At 57.0% G+C, this 26,187-nt stretch carries 24 protein-coding genes, 2 tRNA genes and 1 other RNA gene; 21 read left to right on the top strand and 6 right to left on the bottom strand.

What is annotated here, in order from left to right; genetic code table 11:
• Positions 1-62 precede the first annotated feature (62 nt).
• The 3 genes from ssrA to smpB form a co-directional block, all read right to left on the bottom strand.
• Positions 63-450, bottom strand: a transfer-messenger RNA (tmRNA) gene (gene ssrA / locus FFH21_RS22480).
• A 110-nt stretch (positions 451-560) separates the two neighbouring features.
• A complete protein-coding gene (locus FFH21_RS22475) occupies positions 561-845 on the bottom strand; it encodes a hypothetical protein (RefSeq protein WP_004656696.1) in 285 nt (94 codons plus the stop codon).
• 290 nt (positions 846-1,135) lie between these two features.
• Positions 1,136-1,618, bottom strand: a complete 483-nt coding sequence (gene smpB, locus FFH21_RS22470) for an SsrA-binding protein SmpB (protein ID WP_002555146.1) — start codon at positions 1,616-1,618, stop codon at positions 1,136-1,138.
• 113 nt (positions 1,619-1,731) lie between these two features.
• Here smpB and FFH21_RS22465 point away from each other — a divergent pair, with 113 nt between their 5' ends.
• From FFH21_RS22465 to FFH21_RS22455, 3 genes are read left to right on the top strand one after another with little or no spacing between them, the layout of a single operon-like run.
• Entirely contained in the window at positions 1,732-3,135 is a 1,404-nt protein-coding gene (locus FFH21_RS22465) for a sodium-dependent transporter (protein WP_011169459.1), read from the top strand.
• Between the two features lie 7 nt (positions 3,136-3,142).
• Positions 3,143-3,577: a type II toxin-antitoxin system RatA family toxin gene (locus FFH21_RS22460; protein ID WP_004656689.1), complete on the top strand. Its 435-nt coding sequence runs from the start codon at positions 3,143-3,145 to the stop codon at positions 3,575-3,577.
• Positions 3,570-3,884: an RnfH family protein gene (locus FFH21_RS22455; RefSeq protein WP_002555144.1), complete on the top strand. Its 315-nt coding sequence runs from the start codon at positions 3,570-3,572 to the stop codon at positions 3,882-3,884. Before FFH21_RS22460 ends, FFH21_RS22455 begins: the two co-directional genes overlap by 8 nt.
• 64 nt (positions 3,885-3,948) lie before the next feature.
• Here the strand turns inward: FFH21_RS22455 and FFH21_RS22450 are convergent, their stop codons facing one another.
• Positions 3,949-4,470, bottom strand: coding sequence for an outer membrane protein assembly factor BamE (locus tag FFH21_RS22450; protein ID WP_002555143.1), 522 nt, complete (start codon positions 4,468-4,470; stop codon positions 3,949-3,951).
• 98 nt (positions 4,471-4,568) lie between these two features.
• Here FFH21_RS22450 and fur point away from each other — a divergent pair, with 98 nt between their 5' ends.
• Positions 4,569-4,976 (top strand): ferric iron uptake transcriptional regulator, encoded by a 408-nt coding sequence (gene fur / locus FFH21_RS22445; RefSeq protein WP_002555142.1) that lies wholly within the window; start codon positions 4,569-4,571, stop codon positions 4,974-4,976.
• 62 nt (positions 4,977-5,038) lie between these two features.
• Here fur and recN read toward each other — a convergent pair whose 3' ends face one another.
• Positions 5,039-6,712 carry a DNA repair protein RecN gene (gene recN, locus FFH21_RS22440; protein ID WP_004666216.1) on the bottom strand — a complete coding sequence of 558 codons (1,674 nt, stop codon included), beginning with the start codon at positions 6,710-6,712 and terminating at the stop codon, positions 5,039-5,041.
• A 270-nt stretch (positions 6,713-6,982) separates the two neighbouring features.
• On the opposite strand from recN, the gene grpE reads away from it, so the two are divergent.
• The 7 genes from grpE (at position 6,983) to greA (ending at position 17,057) form a co-directional block, all read left to right on the top strand.
• Positions 6,983-7,546 carry a nucleotide exchange factor GrpE gene (grpE, locus tag FFH21_RS22435; RefSeq protein ID WP_011169457.1) on the top strand — a complete coding sequence of 188 codons (564 nt, stop codon included), beginning with the start codon at positions 6,983-6,985 and terminating at the stop codon, positions 7,544-7,546.
• A gap of 110 nt (positions 7,547-7,656) precedes the next feature.
• Positions 7,657-9,573, top strand: a complete 1,917-nt coding sequence (gene dnaK / locus FFH21_RS22430; RefSeq protein ID WP_011169456.1) for a molecular chaperone DnaK — start codon at positions 7,657-7,659, stop codon at positions 9,571-9,573.
• Positions 9,574-9,899: 326 nt separating this feature from the next.
• Entirely contained in the window at positions 9,900-11,042 is a 1,143-nt protein-coding gene (gene dnaJ, locus FFH21_RS22425) for a molecular chaperone DnaJ (protein WP_011169455.1), read from the top strand.
• 22 nt (positions 11,043-11,064) lie between these two features.
• The gene (gene dapB / locus FFH21_RS22420) at positions 11,065-11,868 is read left to right on the top strand and encodes a 4-hydroxy-tetrahydrodipicolinate reductase (RefSeq protein WP_011169454.1); all 804 of its coding nucleotides are present in this window, start codon (positions 11,065-11,067) and stop codon (positions 11,866-11,868) included.
• Positions 11,869-12,089: 221 nt separating this feature from the next.
• On the top strand, positions 12,090-13,226 hold the full coding sequence (gene carA / locus FFH21_RS22415; RefSeq protein ID WP_011169453.1) for a glutamine-hydrolyzing carbamoyl-phosphate synthase small subunit: 1,137 nt from the start codon (positions 12,090-12,092) through the stop codon (positions 13,224-13,226).
• A gap of 136 nt (positions 13,227-13,362) precedes the next feature.
• Complete coding sequence (carB, locus tag FFH21_RS22410) at positions 13,363-16,584, top strand: carbamoyl-phosphate synthase large subunit (RefSeq protein WP_011169452.1); 3,222 nt, start codon at positions 13,363-13,365, stop codon at positions 16,582-16,584.
• Positions 16,581-17,057, top strand: coding sequence for a transcription elongation factor GreA (gene greA / locus FFH21_RS22405; protein WP_002555134.1), 477 nt, complete (start codon positions 16,581-16,583; stop codon positions 17,055-17,057). The genes carB and greA overlap by 4 nt, the downstream gene beginning before the upstream one ends.
• 81 nt (positions 17,058-17,138) lie before the next feature.
• On the opposite strand, the gene FFH21_RS22400 is transcribed toward greA, so the two are convergent.
• Positions 17,139-17,450 carry a YhbY family RNA-binding protein gene (locus tag FFH21_RS22400; RefSeq protein WP_002555133.1) on the bottom strand — a complete coding sequence of 104 codons (312 nt, stop codon included), beginning with the start codon at positions 17,448-17,450 and terminating at the stop codon, positions 17,139-17,141.
• A 103-nt stretch (positions 17,451-17,553) separates the two neighbouring features.
• On the opposite strand from FFH21_RS22400, the gene rlmE reads away from it, so the two are divergent.
• The 10 genes from rlmE (at position 17,554) to nusA (ending at position 26,163) form a co-directional block, all read left to right on the top strand.
• Positions 17,554-18,204: a 23S rRNA (uridine(2552)-2'-O)-methyltransferase RlmE gene (rlmE, locus tag FFH21_RS22395; RefSeq protein ID WP_004666214.1), complete on the top strand. Its 651-nt coding sequence runs from the start codon at positions 17,554-17,556 to the stop codon at positions 18,202-18,204.
• Positions 18,205-18,397: 193 nt separating this feature from the next.
• Entirely contained in the window at positions 18,398-20,302 is a 1,905-nt protein-coding gene (ftsH, locus tag FFH21_RS22390; protein WP_041924628.1) for an ATP-dependent zinc metalloprotease FtsH, read from the top strand.
• Between the two features lie 8 nt (positions 20,303-20,310).
• A complete protein-coding gene (folP, locus tag FFH21_RS22385; RefSeq protein ID WP_004666212.1) occupies positions 20,311-21,162 on the top strand; it encodes a dihydropteroate synthase in 852 nt (283 codons plus the stop codon).
• 16 nt (positions 21,163-21,178) lie between these two features.
• Positions 21,179-22,522 (top strand): phosphoglucosamine mutase, encoded by a 1,344-nt coding sequence (glmM, locus tag FFH21_RS22380; protein WP_004666211.1) that lies wholly within the window; start codon positions 21,179-21,181, stop codon positions 22,520-22,522.
• Between the two features lie 66 nt (positions 22,523-22,588).
• Positions 22,589-23,344, top strand: a complete 756-nt coding sequence (tpiA, locus tag FFH21_RS22375) for a triose-phosphate isomerase (RefSeq protein WP_011169450.1) — start codon at positions 22,589-22,591, stop codon at positions 23,342-23,344.
• Positions 23,345-23,349: 5 nt separating this feature from the next.
• Complete coding sequence (gene secG / locus FFH21_RS22370; RefSeq protein ID WP_004656657.1) at positions 23,350-23,730, top strand: preprotein translocase subunit SecG; 381 nt, start codon at positions 23,350-23,352, stop codon at positions 23,728-23,730.
• A gap of 45 nt (positions 23,731-23,775) precedes the next feature.
• Positions 23,776-23,861, top strand: a tRNA-Leu gene (locus FFH21_RS22365).
• A 95-nt stretch (positions 23,862-23,956) separates the two neighbouring features.
• Positions 23,957-24,033: transfer RNA gene (locus FFH21_RS22360), tRNA-Met, on the top strand.
• Positions 24,034-24,163: 130 nt separating this feature from the next.
• On the top strand, positions 24,164-24,622 hold the full coding sequence (gene rimP / locus FFH21_RS22355; RefSeq protein ID WP_002555126.1) for a ribosome maturation factor RimP: 459 nt from the start codon (positions 24,164-24,166) through the stop codon (positions 24,620-24,622).
• 59 nt (positions 24,623-24,681) lie between these two features.
• Positions 24,682-26,163, top strand: coding sequence for a transcription termination factor NusA (nusA, locus tag FFH21_RS22350; protein ID WP_002555125.1), 1,482 nt, complete (start codon positions 24,682-24,684; stop codon positions 26,161-26,163).
• The last annotated feature ends 24 nt before the right edge of the window (positions 26,164-26,187 follow it).

Here is a 26,187-nt window from a genome sequence, read left to right as displayed (position 1 = left end):
AGCCGAAAACGCTAGCTCCAGATAGCACAACGCCCCACGAATGGGGCGCTGTGTAAGGATAGTGGTGGAGCCGGGGGGATTTGAACCCCCGTCCGCCAGTACTCCGCTGTCGGTACTACATGCGTAGCCGTGTCTATTAAGTTAACCCTCAGCGACCCGACGGGCAGGGTGCTTTGGGCGAGCTGTGTAAGTTTTAGCCGATTCGTCCACAGCGTACTGCACGGCGATTCTGTTCTATATGACAATCATTTTGGGTTTACAGACATCCCCTGATGATTGCTGGAGCCGAAGCTACCAGAAGTGCGGCTAGGCTGCTTACGCAGCTAGTTGAGCACCGTAGTTTTCGTCATTGGCAACTATAGAAAGTTGCAACAGTGGATTTACGAGTTCTGTTACCAACTCGGCATGCACCTAAAGTTTCATCACCGGCGTCGAATCCAAATCGGCCCCGAGACTGCTTTCGCAGTCGCTGGGGCGCAGTGTACGCCGATTGGCATGTCACGTCGACCCGTTTGCTGCAATCGATCAGGCTAACCGGGTGGCGGGCCTGATCGAAGGGGTTACTTGGTGCCTTCGCTGCCTGAGCCGGTGTTTTTCAGCGAGGTGATCACCTTTTGAGTGATTTCGATGCATTTTTTCTCATTTTTGTCAGCTTGGGCCGCTTTGGCTTCTTTCTCAGTGTTTTCTAGCATTGTCTTGTTTTCCGGGCTCAGGTTGGTGCCGGAAGAAGCCTGTGCATTTTCGATCGTCTTGATGTTTGCAGCGCACAAATCATCGGCGGCAAAAACCGGCGAAGCCAACAGGGCGGCGCTGAGGAACAATCCAGTGAGGGCGGTACGCATCATGTGTCTCTCCTTATAACCTGTGGACTCGGTATGGCCGGTCGTTGAGGCCGTCGCCCGAGGGTTTGAAAAGCCCGTTTAACAGTTGGGCCTAAAGGATTGACTGTGCTGTAACGCAGGCGTTCTATTTTATTTTCAGACGGATGCGAAAAAGCCACATTGAGCGGTTAAGGCACCAAAGTGGGGCGATCTTCGCGTTGGGGTTGTGATTGTGCGGGCTGGGATAAGGGGCAGATGGATTGAAAGTGCGCACTGCCAAATGCCCCTTAAAGGCATTTGGCACAGGCAGGAAGTTAGTCGTCCTTGCCCTTGGAGCGCACGGCACGCTGCAGCTCACGGTCCGAGTCGCGTTCGCGCTCGGTGTGGCGTTTGTCGTATTCCTTTTTACCTTTACCCAGCGCGATTTCGCACTTGATCAAGTGCTCCTTCCAGTAAACGGAAAGGGCCACGCAGGCATAGCCTTTCTGTTGAACCGAGCTGGTGAGCTTTTCGAGCTCGCGCTTGTTCAGCAGCAGTTTTCGGGTGCGTGTCGGGTCAGCGATGACGTGCGTGCTGGCAGTCTTGAGAGGCGTGATGTGGCAACCCATCAGCCAGGCCTCGCCATCCTTGAGCAGCACGTAACTGTCGACCAGCTGTACCTTGGTGGCACGCAGGCTTTTTACTTCCCAGCCAGCCAGGACCAGACCGGCCTCGAACTTGTGTTCGATGAAGTAATCGTGACGCGCCTTTTTATTTTGCGCGATGGTCCCTGTAGGGTTTTTCTTGAGCTTAGCCATAGGGGGCGCATTATAGGGAGTTGCATCAATGTCGGCTATGGGAAAGCGCGTGCTTGAGCACAAAGGTTGAATCCCGGACAATGCGCGATCTTTTTTGGCTGGGCGTTTCGATAATGTCGACGGACAAGGTTTCAGTCCACGGTAGCTGGGCAAGCCGCTGGGTGTTCATCCTGGCTGCCACAGGTTCTGCCGTGGGGCTGGGCAGCATATGGAAGTTTCCGTACATGGTCGGCGCCTATGGCGGCGGTGCATTTGTACTGGTGTTTCTGGCGTGCATCGCGCTGATCGGCATTCCGGTGATGATCGCCGAGACGCTGATTGGCCGTCGTTCCCGACTCAGTCCTGCGAATGCGCTCAAGACGCTGGCGCTGGAAGCGGGGCATTCGGCGCGGTGGTCATGGGGGGCTTTTGCCGGAATGATCACGGCCCTGCTGATTCTCTCCTTTTATAGTGTGGTGGGCGGCTGGTCGCTGGATTACATCATCGACATGGGGCGCGGCGATTTTCAGGGTGTTTCGCCGGATCAGGTCGGTGCCTATTTCGGCGCGGTGATTGCAGACCCTTGGCGTCTGATTCTGTGGCACACCATTTTCATGCTGCTTTCGGCGGTGGTGATCGGCAAGGGTGTCGAGGCCGGTCTGGAGAAGAGCCTGCGCATCATGATGCCGATGCTGTTCCTGCTGATGCTGGCGCTGTTGGGCTATAGCCTGACCACCGGGCATTTCATGGAAGGCGTGCATTTCATGTTCGACTTCAATCCCGACAAGGTGTTGGACGGCTTGCTGCCCGCGATGGGGCATGCGTTCTTTTCCCTGAGCGTCGGTGTCGGCTCGATCATGGTCTACGGCGCTTACATGACCAAGGGCGCATCCATCAGCACCACGGTCGTCGGCATCGCGTTGCTCGACACCTTTGTTTCGCTGCTGGCGGGCCTTGCGCTGTTCCCTATCGTTTTTGCTGCTGGCCTGAACCCGAGCGAAGGTCCGGGCCTGATGTTTGTAACGTTGCCATACGCGTTCGGCAACGTGGCATTCGGGCAGTTGATGGGGGTCGTGTTCTTCGTACTGGTGGCTGTAGCGGCCTGGAGCTCGGCGATTTCGCTGCTTGAACCCATGGTTGCCTATCTGGTTGAGCGCACCCGTATTCGCCGCGCCTGGGTGACGTTCTGGCTGGCATTTACCTGTTGGTTTGTGGGGCTGGGAACGGTGTTCTCGTTCAATATCTGGCAAAAAGCCAAGTTTTTCGTGAACGATGGAGGTGTATTCCACCTCTACCAGTGGGGCGCATCGACTGGCCTGGACTTCTTTGGGGTCATTGATTTCTTCACTTCGCGGATCATGTTGCCGCTGGGTGGGTTGTGTTTTGTGGTATTCGCTGGTTGGGCGATGAGCCGTGAGACGGTGCGTGACGAATTGTCGATTCGCAGTCCGTTGCTCTTCAACCTGACGTTCTTTTTGATGCGCTACGTGGCGCCGCTCGGCATTCTTGTGGTGTTTGCCGCTCAGCTCTGGAAATGACGCTCACATGACTACGCATATACAACGCTCTGCTTTACTGCCGTACCCGGCCGGGTTCCTTTATGACCTGGTCAATGATGTGGCTCGTTATCCCGAGTTTCTGCCGTGGTGCTCTTCCGCTACCGTGCTCGAGTCCAGCGAAGCGCAGATGCGCGCCAGCCTGGAAATTGCCAAGGGCGGTCTGAGCCAGAAGTTCATGACGCGCAACACGCTTACCCCAGGCGAGTCGATCGTGATGGACCTGGTTGAGGGGCCATTCGAGCAGTTTCATGGCGTCTGGACATTCAAGCCGCTGGGCGAGAAGGCCTGCAAGATCAGTCTGGATCTGTCATTCGATTATGCCGGCTCTATCGTTCGCGCCACCCTCGGGCCACTGTTCAATCAGGCGGCCAATACGCTGGTGGATGCGTTCTGTCAGCGAGCGAAAGAGCTGCATGGCTGAGGCAGTGATTCAGATTGAGGTGGTGTACGCCTCTGTGCAGCGTCAGGTGTTAATGACGCTGGATGTTCCGGCGGGCTCCTCGGTGCGTCAGGCGCTGGCTCTCAGTGGCATGGACAGGGAGTTTCCCGAGCTGGATCTGGCGCAGTGTGCCGTAGGCATCTTCGGCAAGGTGGTGGCTGATCCTTCCACGCGGGTGCTGGAGGCGGGTGAGCGAATAGAGATCTATCGTCCGCTATTGGCCGATCCCATGGAGATCAGGCGTCTGCGTGCCGCCAGGGCACGGGAGAAACGGACGCTTCCCGGCTGAACGCTGACTGAACGAAAGGCACAAAAAAGCCCGGCATGCCGGGCTTTTTGTTGAGCGCTGCGGACTAACGAGAGTTGGTGTCCAGAGGCTCTTGGGTCGGGACAGGTACGGTCTCGACGCTGTCCACGTCTTTCTGGATCTTGTCCAGCAACGAACCTGGCTTGGCCGGCTCTTCAGGCTTCTGCACCGGCTGATTCTCTGCCGGGACAGTGGTATCGCTGCCTTTGCCGAGAATGGCTTCATCACGGCTGACACCGGGCATGAAGTCGCCAGACAGGCTCACAAGCTGGTCATTGCCGTTGAATATAAGGCTGACACGCTCCTGCTGGCGTTCACCGCCACCTGGCTGCAGGCTGTACAGGTAATCCCACCGATCGGAGTGGAAAGTGTCGGTCAACAGGGGGTTGCCCATGATAAACCGTACTTGCCGTCGGGTCATTCCGGGGCGTAACTGGTCTATCATGTCCTGCGTGACGACATTACCCTGCTGGATGTCGATTTTGTAAACCCCGGGGAATGAACAACCGGCGAGTGCGAGCAGTCCCACGAAGGTGAAACTGGTTAGCAAGAGCTTGGTGTTTTGCATCGGTGGGCGACTTCCACTATCTTGGCTGGGACAACGTAAACCCCGATCATACCTGCATTAAGAGAAGCTGCGAAGCAGCGTCTGCGAGAAAGCTGACCATGGTTGAAAATAGCGAACTACGTAAAGCAGGACTAAAGGTAACCCTACCCAGGGTTAAAATACTCCAAATGCTCGATTCTGCCGAGCAGCGCCACATGAGTGCCGAGGATGTCTACAAGGCGCTTATGGAGGCAAGCGAGGACGTCGGCCTGGCCACGGTTTACCGTGTTCTGACCCAGTTTGAAGCCGCTGGATTAGTGGTGCGCCACAATTTCGACGGCGGTCATGCTGTGTTTGAGCTGGCTGATGGCGGCCATCACGACCACATGGTCAATGTGGAGTCAGGTGAGGTGATCGAGTTCTTCGACGAAGAAATCGAGAAGCTTCAAAAGGCTATTGTCGAAAGACACGGCTTTGATCTGGTGGACCACAATCTGGTGCTCTACGTCCGCAACAAGAAGGCGTAAGCCAGACGGCGTAAAAACCAGCACCAAAGGCGACCCCGGGTCGCCTTTGTGCTTTCTGCGGTTCAGCTTTTAGCGGTAACGACCATCTTTTTGGCGTGCGCCAGAGATTCCTTGGTCAGGTCGATGCCCCCCAGCATTCGGGCCACTTCTTCTATGCGCTCGGTCTTGCTGAGTTTGGAAACCGCCGTACGCGTGGCGTCGTTGTCGCGGACCTTGTGCACAAACAGATGCTGATGGCCCTGCGCGGCAACCTGCGGCAGGTGGGTGACGGTCATGACTTGCCCGCGCTCGCCCAGACGACGCAGCAATTGCCCCACGATCTCGGCGGTCGGCCCGCCAATGCCCACATCGACTTCGTCGAATACCAGCGTCGGCACCCGCGAGGTTTGTGCAGTAATGACCTGAATCGCAAGGCTGATGCGCGACAGCTCGCCACCCGACGCGACTTTCGCCAGCGCTTTCAGTGGTTGGCCGGGGTTGGCGCTGACCAGTAGCTCTACCTGCTCAAGCCCATGAGGCGACGGTTCTACGCTGGCATTGGCTTTAAGGTCGATCTGGAAACGACCGCCCGGCATGCCCAGTCGATGAATTTCCTGCTCTACAGCGCTGGCCAGTGTCGTTGCCGAATTGCGGCGCAGGTCGCTCAGTTCGCGGGCCTTCTCCTGATAGTGCCGGGCAAATGCCTGCACTTCGTGCTCCAGGCGTTCGATGGATTCATCATTGGCATTCAGTGTTTCTATTTCATCCAGCAGCTTTTGTTGCAGCGTGGCCACTTCACCTGGCTGGATGCGGTGCTTGCGCGCCAGTGTATAGATAGCATCAAGACGCTCTTCAAGCTGTTGCAGTCTGGCCGGGTCGGCGTCGAAGTGATCCAGAAAACGGTTCAGTTCGCCTACCGCTTCTTCAACCTGTATCTGCGCGCTGGACAGCAAACCAGTGGCCTCGCTAAGGGCGGACGGCGAATGGTCGACGCTGCCCAGCCGATGCAGGCTGGCAGTCAGGGCATTGAGCACGTTGCCGGAATCGCTTTCGCTGCACTGCTCGACCACTTGTCGGCAAATGCTCAGCAGGCTTTCGGCGTTAGTCAGGTCTTTGTGTTCCTGCTCGAGCTGCTCAAGCTCGTTTTCGCCCAGGCTCAGGCTTTCCAGCTCTTCGAGCTGATAGCTGAGCAGTTGATGGCGTGCGCGCTGCTCGTCCCCTGAATTGGAGAGGCGCTCCAGCTCTTGTCGCGTCTGCCGCCAGCGCTGTGCGGCGAGATGGACCTGACGGGCCAGGTCGGTAGCGCCAGCGTATTCGTCCAGCAGACGTCGGTGGGTATCGGTCTTGAGCAGCGACTGATGCTCATGCTGGCTGTGGATATCAATGAGCAGTTCACCCAGTGCCTTCAAATCTCCCTGGGGGCAGGGCGAGCCATTGATGTAGGAGCGTGACCGACCTTCGGCGGTAATGACCCGGCGCAGGATGCAGGGGCCATCGTTGTCCAGGTCGCGCTCTTTGAGCCAGGTCTGTGCCTCGGGAATGTCGCCCAGGTCGAATGTGGCCAGGATATCGGCCTTGTCGGCACCCGGCCGGACCACGCCGCTGTCGGCACGGTCGCCCAGGGTCAGGCCCAGGGCATCGAGCATGATCGACTTGCCAGCGCCGGTTTCGCCGGTGATGACGCTCATGCCTCGATCCAGTTCGAGGTCAAGGTGTTCGACAATGGCGTAGTTGTGTACGGAAAGGTGCACCAGCATTGAGCGGCTCCCGGGCTGTTTGTCTGGTTATTTATACAGTGTTTTATTTGTTGCTGACAATGCCTTCGCTTAGCTCGATTTGATCGGTTTGCAGTGGTTTTTAGTCGCTCTTGTGTCGATCCGCAATTTTTCGCCCGTCCGGAATCCGCATTATTTGTCAGGGAATGCGTATCTCGATTGCATGAAACCCTTGAAGCCGGAAATTCCGATCCCATATAGGTGGACAGAAGCGCGAATCGGGATCGCGGACGTTTTTAGAGGAGAACATGTATGGCTGACGAACAGAATCTGGATGCGCAGGCTCAGGATCAGGCTGCCGAGGCGGGCGCGGGTGAAGAACTGACAACCCGTGTGCAGGTGCTCGAAGAGCAACTGGCTGCTGCGCAGGACCAATCCCTTCGCGTGGCTGCGGATCTGCAGAATGTCCGCCGCCGTGCCGAGCAGGATGTTGAAAAGGCGCACAAGTTTGCGCTGGAAAAATTTGCCGGTGATCTGTTGCCGATCATCGACAGTCTGGAGCGAGGCCTTGATCTGTCCAATCCGGACGATGAAAGCATTCGCCCGATGCGTGAAGGCATCGAGCTGACCTTGAAGATGTTTCAGGACACCCTCAAGCGTTATCAGCTGGAAGCCATTGATCCATATGGTCAACCGTTCAGTGCCGACCAGCACCAGGCGATGGCCATGCAGGAAAGTGCCGACGTCGAGCCTAATACTGTGCTCAAGGTATTCCAGAAGGGTTATCAGCTTAATGGTCGCCTGTTGCGCCCGGCCATGGTCGTGGTCAGCAAGGCACCGTCGCCTGCAACGCCGTCAATCAACGAGCAGGCTTGAAATCAGCTGTAAGGCCCCCATTTAAAGGTCAAGCGTTTAAGAGCTACCGCACGGTGTAAACGCACTGGCGGCAACCAAATCCAAGTTTTGCAAGTTTCGGGAGAGTCAAGATGGACAGAATTATCGGTATCGACCTGGGGACTACCAACTCCTGCGTCTCCATTCTGGAAAACGGTAACGTCAAGGTTATCGAGAACGCAGAAGGTACTCGTACTACACCTTCGATCATTGCTTATGCCAATGACGGTGAGATCCTGGTCGGTCAGTCCGCCAAGCGTCAGGCCGTTACCAATCCGCACAACACGCTGTACGCGGTAAAGCGTCTGATTGGTCGCAAGTTCGAAGAGGATGTCGTTCAGAAAGACATCCAGATGGTTCCTTACAAGATCGTAAAGGCTGACAACGGTGATGCCTGGGTTGAAGTGAATGGCCAGAAAATGGCACCTCCTCAGATTTCCGCTGAAATCCTGAAGAAAATGAAAAAGACTGCCGAAGACTACCTCGGTGAAGCGGTTACCGAAGCGGTCATCACCGTTCCGGCCTATTTCAACGACAGTCAGCGTCAGGCAACCAAGGACGCCGGCCGTATTGCCGGTCTGGACGTCAAGCGCATCATCAACGAACCAACCGCGGCCGCTCTGGCTTACGGTATGGACAAGGCCAAGGGCGATCACACTGTCATCGTTTATGACCTGGGTGGCGGTACGTTCGACGTCTCGGTCATCGAGATTGCCGAAGTTGATGGCGAGCACCAGTTCGAAGTGTTGGCCACCAACGGCGACACGTTCCTGGGCGGTGAAGACTTTGACATTCGTCTGATCGACTACTTCGTCGACGAATTCAAGAAAGAAAGCGGCATGAACCTCAAGGGTGACCCGCTGGCCATGCAGCGTCTGAAAGAAGCTGCCGAGAAAGCCAAGATCGAGCTTTCTTCCAGCACGCAGACCGAAGTCAACCTGCCGTACATCACTGCAGATGCAACCGGTCCAAAGCACCTGGTCGTGAAAATTTCGCGCTCCAAGCTGGAATCGCTGGTTGAAGACCTGGTTCAGCGCACCATCGCTCCTTGCGAAATGGCGCTTAAAGATGCTGGCATCGACAGAAGCAAGATCAACGACGTGATTCTGGTCGGTGGTCAGACCCGTATGCCGCTGGTGCAGAAGCTGGTAACCGAGTTCTTCGGTAAAGAAGCACGTAAAGACGTCAACCCTGACGAAGCCGTTGCAATGGGTGCTGCCATCCAGGGCGCTGTATTGGCCGGTGATGTCAAAGACGTTCTGCTGCTCGACGTCAGCCCGCTGACTCTGGGTATCGAAACCATGGGCGGCGTGATGACTGCGCTGATCGAGAAAAACACCACGATTCCTACCAAGAAATCCCAGGTGTTCTCGACTGCCGATGACAACCAGAACGCGGTAACCATCCACGTACTGCAGGGTGAGCGCAAGCAAGCCGGTCAGAACAAGTCCTTGGGCAAGTTCGACCTGGCCGAGATTCCACCTGCTCCACGTGGCGTGCCACAGATCGAAGTAACCTTCGACATCGACGCAAACGGCATTCTGCATGTTGGCGCGAAAGACAAGGCGACCGGCAAGCAGCAGTCCATCGTGATCAAGGCCAACTCCGGTCTGTCCGAGGAAGAAATTCAGCAAATGGTCCGTGATGCTGAAGTCAACTCCGAAGAAGATCGCAAGTTCGAAGAGCTGGCCTCTGCCCGTAACCAGGGTGATGCGCTGGTCCACTCGACTCGCAAAATGATCGCTGATGCGGGTGACAAGGTCACTGCTGAAGAGAAAACGGCTGTCGAGGCTGCACTGGTTGCTCTGGAAGCTGCTATCAAGGGCGATGACAAGGCTGCTATCGAAGCCAAGGTTGAAGAGCTGTCGAAGGTTTCCGCGCCAATCGCTCAGAAGATGTACGCCGAGCAGGCCGAAAACCCTGAAGCAGCGGCCAAGCCTGCTGAAGAAAATGGCAAGGCTGATGACGTTGTCGATGCCGAGTTCGAAGAAGTGAAAGACCACAAGTAAGCGCAGGCTCACTTGAACGCCGGTTGACCTCTTTCGAGCGCTGACTGGTAGGATGTCGCCGCGCGGGAGCTTGCTCCCGCGTTGGCGTGTCTGGAACAAGCAAAATTTCGGCGTGCGGATTTGCTCCGCAAGCCATGTGGCAAGATCGCTACGCTCCTGCGTAGCGAATCATTCTGCCGCTTTCTCGGCCAGACCTATCTGGTTGTTGAACGAAGACCAGGATCGTTGAATTGACGTGAGTTGGGTCCAGGGCCTGTATGGGGCTCAACGAGTTTGGCAGGGTTCAGGAGGGTCTTGCCGAACGTCCTCAAGAGTGCGGAAGAACTATGGCAAAGCGTGATTATTACGAAGTGTTGGGAGTGGAGCGAGGCTCCAGCGAGGCGGACCTGAAAAAGGCTTATCGCCGTCTGGCGATGAAGCATCACCCCGACCGTAACCCTGATGACAAAGCCTCGGAAGAGCTGTTCAAAGAGGCCAACGAGGCCTACGAAGTGCTGTCCGATGCCAGCAAGCGCGCTGCGTACGATCAGTATGGCCATGCTGGTGTCGACCCGAGCATGGGTGGCGGCGGCGGTTTTGGTGGTGGTGCCGGTGGTGCCAACTTCTCCGACATCTTCGGTGATGTGTTCAGTGATTTCTTTGGCGGCGGCCGTGGGGGTGGCGGCGGTGGTCGCGGCGGTGCCCAGCGCGGCAGCGATCTGCGCTATACGCTGGAGCTGAATCTGGAAGAAGCGGTTCGCGGTACTAACGTGAATATCCGCGTTCCGACACTGGTCAACTGCAAGCCGTGCGATGGCAGCGGTGCCAAGAAAGGCTCGTCGCCCGTTACCTGCCCTACCTGCGGTGGTATCGGTCAGGTTCGCATGCAGCAGGGTTTCTTCTCTGTGCAGCAAACCTGCCCACGCTGCCATGGACACGGCAAGATTATTTCCGACCCGTGCGATTCGTGCCACGGCGAAGGTCGTGTCGAAGAGTCCAAGACGCTTTCCGTCAAGGTGCCGCCAGGTGTCGATACCGGTGACCGCATTCGTCTGTCTGGCGAAGGCGAAGCGGGTACTCAGGGCGGGCCGACCGGCGACCTGTATGTCGTGATCAATGTGCGCGAACACGCGATCTTCCAGCGTGACGGCAAGCACCTGTTCTGCGAAGTGCCGATCAGCTTTACCGATGCCGCGCTGGGTGGCGAGCTTGAAGTACCGACCCTTGATGGTCGCGTCAAACTGAAAATCCCCGAAGGTACCCAGACCGGCAAGCAGTTCCGCTTGCGTGGCAAGGGTGTCGCTCCGGTACGTGGCGGCGGTGCTGGTGACTTAATGTGCCATGTAGCAGTCGAGACCCCGGTCAACCTGAGCAAGCGTCAGCGCGAGCTGCTTGAAGAGTTCCGCACTTCGCTTGAAAACGACGAGTCCCACTCTCCCAAGGCCAGTGGCTGGTTCGAGGGTGTGAAGCGTTTCTTCGGCGATCTGTAAGGCTTATCAACGGGAGCAGGGCATGCGACGTATTGCTGTAGTGGGCGCCGCCGGGCGCATGGGCAAGACTTTGATCGAGGCGGTTCAGCAGGCACCGGGTGCCGGGTTGACCGCCGCTATCGATCGTCCTGACAGCACGCTGGTGGGTGCGGATGCGGGCGAACTGGCTGCGCTGGGTCGTATCGGTGTGCCGTTGTCGGGCGACCTGGCAAAAGTGGCGGATGAGTTCGACGTGTTGATCGACTTCACCCACCCTTCGGTAACGCTGAAAAATCTGGCGTTCTGCCGTAAGGCCGGCAAGGCCATGATTATCGGCACGACTGGCTTCAGTGCCGAAGAGAAGCAGCGTCTGGTCGAAGCGGGTAAAGACATCCCGATTGTGTTCGCTGCCAACTTCAGCATTGGTGTAAACCTTTGCTTGAAGTTGCTGGACACCGCCGCGCGTGTTCTGGGTGATGAGGTCGATATCGAAATCACCGAGGCGCACCACCGCCACAAGGTCGATGCGCCGTCCGGCACCGCCTTGCGCATGGGTGAAGTGGTTGCCAGTGCGCTGGGTCGCGACCTGGAAAAAGTCGCTGTCTACGGCCGTGAAGGCCAGACCGGCGCGCGTGATTGTCAGACCATCGGGTTTGCGACCATTCGTGCCGGTGACGTTGTCGGCGACCATACCGTGCTGTTCGCAGCAGACGGCGAGCGGGTCGAGATCACCCACAAGGCATCCAGTCGCATGACCTTTGCCAAGGGTGCCGTGCGGGCTGCAATGTGGCTCGACGGCAAGGCGCCAGGGCTTTACGACATGCAGGATGTACTGGGTCTGCATTGATTTCATACAGGGCCATTCGTGGCCCTGTCGCATTTTCCCGCACTTCAGGCTCATTGGTGGTAGACCAAAAAGGGCCTTTTCTGTAAGCTAAAGCTTTAGTGTGTCCACTAAAAGCAAAGCGCGCAGATGATTCCATAAGAAAGCGGGGTGACGTAACTACGTCATTCCGCTTTTTTGCAGCCTGCGATCGCCCTTTCAGGTTTTATTTACGGGAGGTCTTCTTGACTAAGCCAGCCATACTCGCCCTTGCTGATGGCAGCATTTTTCGCGGCGAAGCCATTGGAGCCGACGGTCAGACCGTTGGTGAGGTGGTGTTCAACACCGCAATGACAGGCTATCAGGAAATTCTTACCGATCCTTCCTACGCCCAGCAAATCGTTACCCTGACTTACCCGCACATCGGCAATACCGGTACCACGCCTGAAGACGCAGAGTCCGATCGTGTATGGTCCGCTGGCCTGGTCATCCGTGACCTGCCGCTTGTCGCCAGCAACTGGCGTAACAAGCTGTCCCTCGGTGATTACCTGAAAGCCAATAATGTCGTTGCCATCGCCGGCATCGATACGCGTCGCCTGACCCGCATCCTGCGTGAGAAAGGCGCCCAGAACGGCTGCATCATGGCTGGCGACGACATTTCCGAAGAAGCAGCCATCGCTGCTGCTCGCGGGTTCCCCGGCCTCAAGGGCATGGACCTGGCAAAGGAGGTCAGTACCAAGGACACCTACGAGTGGCGCTCCAGTGTCTGGAACCTGAAGACCGACAGCCACCCTGAAATCGCTGCTTCCGAGCTGCCCTATCATGTGGTCGCTTACGACTACGGCGTCAAGGTCAACATTCTGCGCATGCTGGTCGAGCGCGGTTGCCGGGTGACTGTGGTGCCTGCGCAAACGCCTGCCAGCGACGTGCTTGCCTACAAACCCGACGGTGTTTTCCTGTCCAACGGCCCTGGCGACCCCGAGCCGTGCGACTACGCCATCAAGGCGATCAGGGAAGTGCTGCAAACCGAAGTGCCGGTATTCGGTATCTGCCTGGGTCACCAGCTTCTGGCCTTGGCTGCCGGTGCCAAGACCGTGAAAATGGGCCATGGCCACCACGGTGCAAACCATCCTGTTCAGGATCTGGACACCGGTGTGGTCATGATCACCAGCCAGAACCACGGTTTTGCTGTTGATGAGGCCACGCTGCCGGGCAATGTTCGCGCCATTCACAAGTCGTTGTTCGACGGCACCCTTCAGGGTATCGAGCTGACCGACAAGAGCGCATTCAGCTTCCAGGGTCACCCTGAGGCGAGCCCGGGCCCGAATGACGTCGCGCCTCTGTTTGATCGCTTTATCGAAGCCATGGCCAAGCGACGCTGACCGATTGCCTTGAGACTGTAATACGCAGGTGCCCTGGGCGGCCCCGGATCAAGTGTCCGGTTGCTGCCGCCCAGGCCACCTCAAAGAAATGTTCAAGACGGCTTGCCGACTGACCTGCGGATTTGAGTGACAACCCATGCCAAAACGTACAGATATTAAAAGCATCCTGATTCTCGGCGCCGGCCCTATCGTGATCGGCCAGGCCTGTGAATTCGACTACTCCGGCGCCCAGGCCTGCAAGGCACTGCGCGAAGAGGGTTACCGCGTCATCCTGGTGAACTCCAACCCGGCCACCATCATGACCGACCCGGCCATGGCCGACGCGACCTACATCGAGCCGATCAAGTGGCAGACCGTTGCCAAGATCATCGAAAAAGAGCGTCCTGACGCACTGCTGCCGACCATGGGCGGCCAGACCGCTCTGAACTGCGCACTGGATCTGGAGCGCGAAGGCGTTCTGGAGAAGTTCGGCGTGGAGATGATCGGTGCCAACGCCGATACCATCGACAAGGCTGAAGACCGCTCGCGTTTCGACAAGGCCATGAAGTCTATCGGCCTGGCGTGCCCGCGTTCCGGTATCGCGCACAGCATGGAAGAAGCCAACGCGGTTCTCGAAAAGCTCGGCTTCCCGTGCATTATTCGTCCATCGTTCACCATGGGCGGCACGGGCGGCGGTATCGCGTACAACCGTGAAGAGTTCGAAGAAATCTGCGCTCGCGGTCTGGACCTGTCGCCGACCAAAGAGCTGCTGATCGACGAATCGCTGATCGGCTGGAAAGAGTACGAAATGGAAGTTGTCCGCGACAAAAAGGACAACTGCATCATCGTCTGCTCGATTGAAAACTTCGACCCGATGGGCGTGCACACCGGCGACTCCATCACCGTTGCTCCGGCACAGACCCTGACCGACAAGGAATACCAGATCCTGCGTAATGCCTCGCTGGCAGTGCTGCGCGAGATCGGCGTTGAAACCGGTGGTTCCAACGTTCAGTTCGGCATCTGCCCGGACACCGGCCGTATGGTCGTGATCGAGATGAACCCGCGCGTATCGCGTTCCTCGGCGCTGGCCTCCAAGGCGACCGGCTTCCCGATTGCACGCGTTGCCGCCAAGCTGGCAGTGGGTTACACCCTTGACGAGCTGTCGAACGAAATCACCGGCGGCAAGACCCCGGCTTCGTTCGAACCGTCGATCGACTACGTCGTCACCAAGCTGCCGCGCTTTGCCTTCGAGAAGTTCGCCAAGGCGGATGCGCGTCTGACCACTCAGATGAAGTCGGTCGGTGAAGTCATGGCCATCGGCCGCACTTTCCAGGAGTCCCTGCAGAAAGCCTTGCGCGGCCTGGAAGTCGGCGTTTGCGGTCTCGATCCGAAGCTGGACCTGAGCCACCCTGAAAGCATGAGCACGCTCAAGCGCGAGCTGACTGTGCCGGGTGCCGAGCGTATCTGGTACGTCGCCGACGCCTTCCGCGCAGGCATGACGGTTGAAGAAATCTTCGCCATGAACATGATTGACCCCTGGTTCCTGGTGCAGATCGAAGATCTGGTCAAGGACGAAGAGAAGGTCAAGACGCTGGGCCTGTCGGCAATCGATCGTGACCTGATGTTCCGCCTCAAGCGCAAGGGCTTCTCCGATGCGCGCCTGGCCAAGCTGGTCGGCGTTACCGAAAAGAACCTGCGTACGCATCGTCACAAGCTGGACGTGTTCCCGGTCTACAAGCGCGTCGACACCTGCGCCGCCGAGTTCGCAACCGACACCGCGTACCTGTACTCGACGTACGAAGAAGAGTGCGAAGCCAACCCTTCGGCGCGCGACAAGATCATGATCCTCGGCGGTGGCCCTAACCGTATCGGCCAGGGTATCGAGTTCGACTACTGCTGTGTACACGCGGCCCTGGCGCTGCGTGAAGACGGGTACGAGACCATCATGGTCAACTGCAACCCGGAAACCGTTTCCACCGATTACGACACCTCTGACCGCCTGTACTTCGAGCCTGTCACCTTGGAAGACGTGCTGGAAATCGTCCGGGTCGAGAAGCCGAAAGGTGTGATCGTCCAGTACGGTGGCCAGACGCCGCTGAAACTGGCACGTGCCCTTGAAGCGGCCGGTGTGCCGATCATCGGCACCAGCCCTGACGCCATTGACCGTGCCGAAGACCGTGAGCGCTTCCAGCAAATGGTCGAGCGCCTCAACCTGCGTCAGCCGCCAAACGCCACTGTGCGTAGCGAAGACGAAGCCATTCGTGCTGCGGCGAAGATCGGTTATCCGCTGGTGGTGCGTCCCTCCTATGTACTGGGCGGCCGCGCGATGGAAATCGTTTATCAGGAAGACGAACTCAAGCGTTACCTGCGCGAAGCAGTTCAGGTGTCCAACGACAGCCCGGTGCTGCTGGACCACTTCCTGAACTGTGCCATCGAGATGGACGTCGATGCGGTCTGCGACGGGACTGACGTGGTGATTGGCGCGATCATGCAGCACATCGAGCAGGCGGGCGTTCACTCCGGTGACTCCGCATGCTCGCTGCCGCCGTACTCGCTGCCTGCACACATCCAGGACGAGATGCGCGAACAGGTCAAGAAAATGGCTCTGGAGCTGGGCGTTGTCGGCCTGATGAACGTACAGCTGGCACTTCAGGGCGAAGATATCTACGTCATTGAAGTCAACCCGCGTGCATCGCGTACCGTGCCGTTCGTTTCCAAGTGCATCGGTGTTTCCCTGGCCATGATCGCGGCTCGCGTGATGGCAGGTAAAACCCTGAAAGAGCTGAACTTCACCAAGGAAATTATCCCTAACTTCTACAGCGTGAAGGAGGCAGTGTTCCCGTTTGCCAAATTCCCTGGCGTTGACCCGATCCTCGGCCCGGAAATGAAATCGACCGGCGAAGTGATGGGCGTGGGCGATACTTTCGGTGAAGCGTTCGCCAAGGCTCAGATGGGCGCGAGCGAAGTGCTGCCGACTGGCGGTACTGCTTTCATCAGTGTGCGTGACGATGACAAGCCTCTGGTTGAAGCAGTCGCCCGTGACCTGATCAATCTGGGTTTCGAAATCGTTGCTACCGCAGGTACTGCCAAGCTGATCGAAGCGGCAGGTCTGAAAGTACGTCGCGTGAACAAGGTGACCGAAGGGCGTCCACACGTGGTCGACATGATCAAGAATGACGAAGTCACCCTGATCATCAACACCACCGAAGGTCGTCAGTCGATCGCAGATTCCTACTCCATCCGTCGCAACGCCTTGCAGCACAAGATCTACTGCACCACTACCATTGCAGCAGGCGAAGCGATCTGTGAAGCGCTCAAATTCGGTCCCGAGAAGACCGTACGTCGCTTGCAGGATCTCCATGCAGGATTGAAGGCATGATCAAATACCCAATGACTGTTCAGGGCGCTCGCGCCCTGGAAGAAGAGCTGACTCACCTGACCAAGGTGATCCGTCCCAAGTTGAGCCAGGACATCGGTACTGCGCGCGAACTGGGCGACCTCAAGGAAAACGCTGAATACCACGCTGCCCGCGAGCAGCAGGGTATGGTCGAGGCGCGTATTCGTGATATTGAAGGCCGCATGCAGAACGCTGTGGTGATCGACGTTACGACTATTCCGCACACTGGCAAGGTGATTTTCGGCACGACAGTCGAAATCGCCAACGTCGAAACCGACGAAAGCGTTGTCTACCAGATCGTTGGTGAGGACGAGGCGGATATCAAGAAGGGCAAGATTTCAGTGGGTTCGCCCATTGCTCGCGCCTTGATTGCCAAGGAAGAGGGTGATGTCGTTGTTGTGAAAACGCCTAGCGGCGTTATCGAATACGAAATCATCGAAGTGCGTCACATCTGATGCCTGTCGCCCGCTTTGGCGGGCGCAGTCAGCAGCAAAAAAGAGTCAGGGCACGCCTTTTGGCGGCCCTGACTTCTGTTTTTATCCGTGCGCGCGGTGGACGTTGGAGAGCTGCTTGTTTACCTTTGGGTTCTTGCGGTAGATCAGCGCCATTTTGCCGATGACCTGTACAAGATCCGCCGAACCGGCCTTGCACAGTTCTGCAACGGCGCCCAGGCGGCTCTCGCGATCAAGGATGTTGAGCTTGATCTTGATCAGCTCGTGATCGCTCAATGCGCGTTCAAGCTCTGCAAGTACACCTTCAGTCAAACCATTGTCAGCCACGATCAACACCGGTTTCAGATGGTGGCCAATGGATTTGTATTGTTTCTTCTGCTCTGGAGTGAGCGGCATAATCTGACCTCTGCGTCTGATCTTTTAAAAGCGGCGGCCAGTTTACCCGAGCGAGTCCGGGACCGCCCAGTTAATCACGACTCGTTTATTTTTGAGGTGCCCCGTGGCCCGTTCCAAGACAAGCCATAACTGGCTCAAAGAACACTTCGACGACAAGTACGTCAAAATGGCGCAGAAGGACGGCTACCGTTCGCGTGCCAGCTACAAGCTGCTCGAGATTCAGGAAAAGGACAAACTCATCCGTCCGGGCATGACCGTTATCGACCTCGGTGCTGCGCCCGGAGGCTGGTCGCAGGTGACCAGTCGTCTGATCGGCGGTCAAGGTCGTCTGATTGCTTCCGACATCCTTGAAATGGACAGCATCCCTGATGTGACCTTCATTCAGGGGGATTTTACCGAGGACAAGATTCTCGAACAGATCCTTGAGGCAGTCGGTAATACGCAGGTAGACCTTGTGATTTCCGATATGGCCCCCAATATGAGCGGATTGAGCGCTGTAGATATGCCGCGTGCGATGTTTCTCTGTGAATTGGCGCTCGATCTGGCCGGTCGGGTACTACGTCCCGGTGGCGATTTTCTGATCAAGGTCTTCCAAGGTGAAGGCTTCGATGTCTACCACAAGGATATTCGCAAGTTGTTTGACAAGGTGCAGATGCGTAAGCCTTCGTCATCCCGCGACAGGTCACGCGAGCAATACCTGCTGGCTCGCGGCTTTCGTGGAATCGACGGGGCAGCCAGCATCGAGCGTTTTTGAAGGGGCACGATAGCTTTTTTCAAATGGCGTTACCGATGCAGCATGACTGAACATTGTGTTGTCAAAGTTTCACAAAGGGTTACAGACGGTGTCTGCCGTATCTGTAGATTCTGTAGTAAGTTAGGCCGGTGAATATCATGCGAGGCACGCTTGCTCCGTGGAGCTTGCTTCAGAGGGTAGCTAATTGAACGATATGGCAAAGAATTTGATCCTGTGGTTGATCATCGCGGCTGTCCTGGTGACGGTGATGAACAACTTCTCCAGCCCTAACGAGCCGCAGAACCTCAACTATTCCGAGTTCATCCAGCAGGTCAAGGATGGCAAGGTCGAGAAGGTCTCTGTCGACGGCTACGTCATTACGGGCAAGCGCAGCGATGGCGACACCTTCAAGACCATCCGCCCGAACATCCCCGACAACGGTCTGATCGGTGATCTGGTCAGCAACAACGTCGTGATTGAAGGCAAGCAGCCTGAGCAGCAGAGCATCTGGACTCAGTTACTGGTGGCCAGCTTCCCTATCCTGGTGATCATTGCGGTGTTCATGTTCTTCATGCGCCAGATGCAGGGCGGGGCGGGCGGCAAGGGCGGTCCGATGAGTTTCGGCAAGAGCAAAGCGCGTCTGTTGTCCGAAGATCAGGTCAAGACCACCCTGGCCGATGTTGCCGGTTGTGACGAAGCCAAGGAAGAAGTCGGCGAGCTTGTCGAGTTCCTCCGTGATCCGGGCAAGTTCCAGCGTCTCGGCGGCCGTATCCCGCGTGGCGTTCTGATGGTCGGTCCTCCGGGTACTGGTAAGACGCTGATCGCCAAGGCCATTGCCGGCGAGGCGAAAGTGCCGTTCTTCACCATTTCCGGTTCTGATTTCGTCGAGATGTTCGTGGGCGTCGGTGCAAGCCGCGTCCGTGACATGTTCGAACAGGCCAAAAAACATGCTCCTTGCATCATCTTCATCGACGAAATCGATGCGGTCGGTCGCCATCGTGGCGCTGGCATGGGTGGTGGTCACGACGAGCGTGAGCAGACTCTCAACCAGTTGCTGGTCGAGATGGACGGTTTTGAAATGAATGACGGCATCATCGTCATTGCCGCTACCAACCGTCCTGACGTGCTCGACCCGGCGTTGCTGCGTCCGGGCCGCTTCGACCGTCAGGTAGTTGTAGGTCTGCCGGACATTCGTGGCCGCGAGCAGATCCTCAAGGTTCACATGCGCAAGGTTCCAATGGGCGAAGACGTCAATGCAGGCGTTATCGCTCGCGGTACACCGGGCTTCTCCGGTGCCGATCTGGCTAACCTGGTCAACGAAGCGTCGCTGTTCGCTGCTCGCTCCGGCAAGCGCGTCGTAGAGATGAAAGAGTTCGAACTGGCCAAGGACAAGATCATGATGGGCGCCGAGCGCAAATCGATGGTCATGTCCGAAAAGGAAAAGCGCAACACGGCCTACCACGAAGCGGGTCACGCTATCGTAGGGCGTCTGGTGCCTGAGCATGATCCGGTCTACAAGGTCTCGATCATTCCTCGCGGTCGCGCGCTGGGTGTAACCATGTTTCTTCCTGAAGAAGACCGTTACAGCCTGTCCAAGCGCGCGCTGATCAGCCAGATCTGCTCGCTTTACGGTGGCCGTATTGCTGAAGAAATGACCCTTGGCTTCGATGGCGTCACGACAGGTGCATCCAATGACATCATGCGTGCCAGTCAGATTGCCCGGAACATGGTCACCAAATGGGGCTTGTCTGAAAAGCTCGGCCCGCTGATGTATTCGGAAGAAGAAGATGCAGGTTACCTGGGGCGCGGCAGCAGCCAGAACTCCAGCGTTTCCGGCGATACTGCCAAGCTCATCGACTCTGAAGTGCGCAGCATCATCGATCACTGCTACGGCACTGCCAAGCAGTTGCTCACGGACAATCGTGACAAGCTTGAAGCGATGGCCGATGCGCTGATGAAGTATGAAACCATTGATGCCGATCAGATCGACGACATCATGACCGGTCGCGTGCCTCGTGAACCGCGTGACTGGGGCGGTGGTTCGGGTACCAACGGTACTCCGATCACACCTGACCCTCGTCCGGAAACTCCGATTGGCGGCCCTGCTGCCGAGCACTGAGGTCTGACATGACATCTGCGCTGTACCCAACCCGGTTGCCTTGCGGCAACCGGGTTCTTGATTTGGCCCATACACATGTGATGGGTATCCTCAACGCAACCCCGGACTCCTTTTCCGATGGCGGCCGCTACAGCCAGCTTGATGCTGCCTTGCGTCATGCCGAAGCAATGGTGCAGGCCGGTGCCACACTGATCGACGTTGGCGGCGAGTCGACGCGCCCGGGTGCGCGTCCGGTGTCTGCGTCAGAAGAGGTCGAGCGTGTGGCACCGGTGGTTGAGGTCATCGCGCGCGAGCTGGATGTGATCATCTCCGTGGATACGTCGACACCTGAGGTCATGCTGGCGACAGCTGGCCTGGGTGCCGGGCTTATCAATGACGTCCGCTCGCTTCAGCGGCCAGGCGCGCTTGAGGCGGCTGCAAGCACTGGTTTGCCGGTGTGTCTCATGCACATGCTGGGTGAGCCCGGAACCATGCAGGATGATCCGTATTACGACGACCTCGTGGGCGAAGTGGGCGCTTTCCTGCTCGAGCGCATCAATCAGTGTGCTGCAGCGGGAATCGATCAGCAAAAGATCATTCTTGATCCGGGCTTTGGCTTCGCCAAGACACTGGAGCACAATCTGAGCCTGTTCAAGCACATGGAAGCGCTGCATGCGCTCGGTCAACCTTTGCTGGTGGGCGTTTCGCGCAAGAGTATGATCGGTGCTGTGCTGGGGCGACCCGTAGATCAGCGTCTGTCCGGCGGGCTGGCCCTGGCTGCTTTGGCTATGACCAAGGGGGTCCGAATTCTACGTGTGCACGATGTCGCCGAAACGGCTGACGTGGTGCGCATGATCGCAGCTGTCCAGGCAGCTGAATAACAACAGTGGGGCATCCATGACTACCAGAAAATATTTCGGAACCGACGGCATTCGCGGTCGTGTAGGGCAATTTCCGATTACGCCCGAGTTCATGCTGAAACTGGGTTGGGCTGCAGGCATGGCCTTTCGCAAGATGGGCGCCTGCCGGATTCTCGTCGGCAAGGACACGCGCATCTCTGGCTACATGTTCGAATCCGCCCTTGAGGCCGGGCTCTCTGCGGCCGGTGCTGACGTGCTCCTGCTGGGGCCTATGCCGACACCTGCCATTGCCTACCTGACGCGTACGTTTCATGCCGAAGCAGGCATCGTGATCAGTGCTTCGCATAATCCTCACTATGACAACGGCATCAAGTTCTTCTCCGGTCAGGGCACCAAGCTGCCTGACGAGATCGAAATGATGATCGAAGAACTGCTCGATGCGCCGATGACCGTGGCGGAGTCCGAGAACCTCGGCAAGGTTTCGCGAATCAACGATGCCGCAGGGCGTTATATCGAATTCTGCAAAAGCAGCGTGCCGACCAGCACCGATTTCGCCGGCCTCAAGGTGGTTATCGACTGCGCGCATGGTGCGACCTACAAGGTAGCGCCCAACGTCTTTCGTGAGCTCGGAGCGCAGGTTGTCGTGCTTTCTGCACAGCCTGACGGGCTCAATATCAACAAGAATTGCGGCTCCACTCACATGGAGGCCTTGCAGGCGGCAGTGGTCGCAGAGCATGCCGACATGGGCATCGGCTTCGACGGTGACGGCGATCGCGTGTTGATGGTTGACCATACCGGGACCATCGTCGATGGCGACGAGCTGCTTTACATCATTGCCCGTGATCTGCATGAACGTGGACGCTTGCAGGGTGGTGTCGTCGGCACGTTGATGAGTAATCTCGGGCTTGAACTGGCCCTGGCCGAACAGAGCATCCCGTTTGTTCGCGCCAACGTCGGTGACCGTTATGTGATCGCCGAGTTGCTTGAGCGCAACTGGCAGATCGGCGGTGAAAACTCTGGCCACATCGTGTGCTTCCAGCACGCCACCACCGGTGATGCGATCATTGCTTCGTTGCAGGTAATACTGGCCCTGCGTCGCAGCGGCATCAGCCTCGCCGAAGCGCGCTTGAAGCTGCGCAAATGCCCGCAGATCCTGATCAATGTGCGCTTTGCAGGTTCAGGTGTAGATCCCGTTTCGCACCCGTCGGTCCAGCAAGCCTGTGCGCGTGTTACCGAGCAGATGGCCGGACGGGGCAGGGTACTGCTGCGCAAGTCGGGCACAGAGCCTTTGGTGCGCGTGATGGTCGAAGGTGAGGATGAAACCCAGGTCAGATCGTACGCCGAAGAGCTCGCAAAACTGGTTGCTGAAGTTTGCGCCTGATTTCGGCTTGCCAGTGTCGGAAGTGTTGGGTAACATCTGCGCCCACTTTGACCCACGAGGTGTAGCATGCGTCGCCCAATGGTAGCTGGTAACTGGAAAATGCACGGTACCCGCGCCAGCGTCGCTGAGCTGATCGAGGGTTTGGGCAAGCAGGTGTTGCCAGGCAGCGTCGATATCGCCGTAATGCCTGCAAGTCTGTTTACCAATCAGGTGATCGAAGGGCTTCGGGCAACGTCGATCATTGTCGGTGCGCAGGATGCAGCCATTCAGGCTGAGCAGGGCGCGCTGACCGGTGAGATCGCGTCGAGTCAGCTGGCTGATGCAGGTTGCAAACTGGTACTTGTCGGGCACTCCGAACGTCGTCAGCTAATTGGCGAGCAGGATGATGTGCTTAACAAGAAGTTTGCGGCGATCCAGGCAAGCGGGCTGACACCTGTGCTTTGCATAGGCGAAACGCTTGAAGAGCGCAAGGCAGGGCAGACGCTTGAAGTTGTCGGGCGTCAGCTGGACAGTGTCATCGCCGAGTTTGGCGTCAGCGCACTGATCAATGCCGTAATTGCCTACGAGCCGGTCTGGGCCATTGGCACCGGATTGACTGCTTCGCCTCAAGAGGCGCAGGAAGTGCACGCAGCAATCCGTGCGCATCTGGCAAAAGAGAATGCCGAAGTCGCACAAGGCGTGCGACTTCTCTATGGCGGCAGCGTGAAGGCGGCCAATGCGGTCGAGCTCTTCAGCATGCCGGATATCGATGGGGGGCTCATTGGTGGAGCTTCCCTGAATGCAGATGAGTTCGGTGCGATCTGTCGCGCCGCGGGAAACTGAAAAAAATGCTGGAAACAGTCGTAATCGTTTTTCACCTGTTGGGCGCTCTGGGCGTTGTTGCTCTGGTATTGCTGCAACAGGGTAAAGGTGCTGACGCCGGTGCGTCGTTCGGAGCAGGTGCATCAAATACTGTCTTCGGAGGTCAAGGAACCTCTACCTTTCTCAGTAAGTTTACTGCTATACTTGCAGCATGTTTTTTCATAACCAGCTTGGGGTTAGGTTACTTTGCTAAAGAGAAAGCTCAACAGCTGACTCAGGTAGGTTTGCCAGATCCCGCAGTGCTGGAAGTGAAGCAAAAGCCGGCAGCAGATGATGTACCGGTTCTCGAAGGGCAAAAGCCAGCCGTTGTTCCAGCTGACGTACCTCAAGCCCCAGAGAAGAAGTAAAAAAGAATTCGGCGATGTTTCGTGAGGTCGCCAAAGAGTTGTAATGCCGAGGTGGTGGAATTGGTAGACACGCAACCTTGAGGTGGTTGTGCCCAATGGGTGTAGGGGTTCGAGTCCCCTTCTCGGTACCAATTAACAAGGGAGCCCGCATTAGCGGGCTTTCTTATAGGTGGATGTTGGATTGACCCAGCAATGGATCGGTCGTATACTTCCGCCCCAGCTTTGTCGCGGGGCGGAGCAGTTTGGTAGCTCGTCGGGCTCATAACCCGAAGGTCGTTGGTTCAAATCCAGCCCCCGCAACCAGTTTTAGCGGAGCCCCTTTTAAGGGGCTTTTTGTTAGCTGGACAGTACATGACGTCGATGTTCAGCGGCGTTTTCAGGGATGGGCTTTTGCCCATTTTTTTATTTCTAAAGCATGCACGAGGGGGTTCAGGTGTCGAGCAAGCTAGAACAGTTGCAGGACTTGTTGGCCCCGGTGGTCGTGGCCCTTGGCTATCAATGCTGGGGGATCGATTTCAGTTCCCAGGGCAAGCATTCGGTGCTGCGCATTTATATTGACAAGGAAGGTGGTGTGCTGGTCGACGACTGCGCAATCGTAAGTCGCCAGATCAGCGGTGTATTGGACGTAGAAGATCCGATCAGCACTGAATACACCCTTGAAGTATCGTCTCCTGGCATGGAGCGCCCGCTGTTCACTATTGAGCAGTTTGCTTCGTACGCCGGGGAACAAGTGAAAATAAAGCTGCGTTCACCTTTCGAAGGTCGACGCAACTTTCAAGGCCTTCTCCGCGGGGTGGAGGAGCAGGATGTCGTGGTGCAGGTTGAAGACCATGAATTCCTGTTGCCGATCGACATGATCGACAAGGCCAACATTATTCCCACGTTTGACTGAGACGTGCCGGTTACTGCGGATCCCGCGGATCCAATGGCTTGCGAAAGGCGAGGCGTACGATGAGCAAAGAAGTACTGCTGGTTGTTGAGTCGGTGTCCAATGAAAAGGGCGTTCCGGCAAGTGTAATTTTTGAAGCGCTGGAGCTGGCTCTTGCCACCGCTACCAAGAAACGTTTTGAAGATGAAGTAGAACTGCGTGTAGAGATCAATCGCCAGACAGGCAACTACGAGACTTTCCGTCGCTGGACAGTTGTCGAAGACGAAGATCTGGACGATCCTGCGTACGAATTGGCCGTAGACCAGGCTCAAGTCAAGAAGCCAGGTGCCGTTGCGGGCGACCTGATCGAAGAGAAAATCGATTCCATCGAATTCGGTCGTATCGCCGCACAGACCGCCAAGCAAGTCATTGTGCAGAAAGTTCGTGAAGCCGAGCGTGCTCAGGTAGTCGATGCCTACCGTGAGCGTCTGGGTGAAATCATTTCTGGTACTGTTAAAAAGGTTACACGTGACAATGTCATCGTTGACCTGGGTAACAATGCCGAAGCCTTGCTGGCTCGTGAAGACATCATTTCCCGGGAAACTTTCCGGGTCGGTGTTCGCGTCCGTGCTTTGCTGAAGGAAATTCGTACCGAAAACCGTGGTCCTCAGCTGATCCTGTCGCGTACTGCGCCAGAAATGCTGATCGAGCTTTTCCGCATTGAAGTGCCGGAAATTGCCGAAGGTCTCATCGAGGTGATGGCTGCCTCCCGTGACCCGGGTTCTCGTGCGAAAATCGCTGTTCGCTCCAAGGATAAACGAATCGATCCGCAAGGTGCCTGTATCGGCATGCGCGGTTCGCGAGTTCAGGCTGTTTCCGGCGAGCTGGGTGGCGAGCGTGTGGATATCGTTCTTTGGGACGATAACCCGGCGCAGTTCGTGATCAATGCAATGTCCCCTGCAGAAGTAGCGGCAATCATCGTAGATGAAGACGCGCATGCAATGGATATCGCAGTGGGAGCGGACAACCTGGCCCAGGCTATTGGTCGTGGCGGTCAGAACGTGCGTCTGGCAAGTCAGCTGACTGGCTGGACCCTGAACGTAATGACCGAATCGGACATCCAGGCCAAGCAGCAAGCTGAAACCGGTGACATCCTGCGCAATTTCATCGAAGAACTCGAAGTCGATGAAGAATTGGCACAGGTGCTGGTTGATGAAGGCTTCACCAGCCTGGAAGAGATTGCCTACGTACCGTTGGAAGAAATGCTCAACATCGACGGCTTTGACGAAGAAATTGTCAACGAGCTTCGCGCTCGTGCCAAGGATCGTTTGTTGACTAAAGCCATCGCTACAGAGGAAAAGCTGGCAGACGCCCATCCGGCCGAAGACCTGCTCTCGCTTGAGGGTATGGACAAGGATTTGGCGATGGAACTGGCGGTGCGCGGCGTAATTACCCGCGAAGACCTGGCCGAGCAGTCTATAGATGACCTGCTCGACATCGACGGCATTGACGATGATCGTGCCGGCAAGTTGATCATGGCCGCCCGAGCCCACTGGTTCGAGTAATTGGGCGCGGCCTGAGGAGAGAAG

It is taken from the genome of Pseudomonas sp. KBS0707 (genome assembly GCF_005937945.2).
Taxonomy (GTDB): Bacteria; Pseudomonadota; Gammaproteobacteria; order Pseudomonadales; family Pseudomonadaceae; genus Aquipseudomonas; species Aquipseudomonas amygdali.
This window is presented reverse-complemented; position numbering and strand designations above follow the sequence as displayed.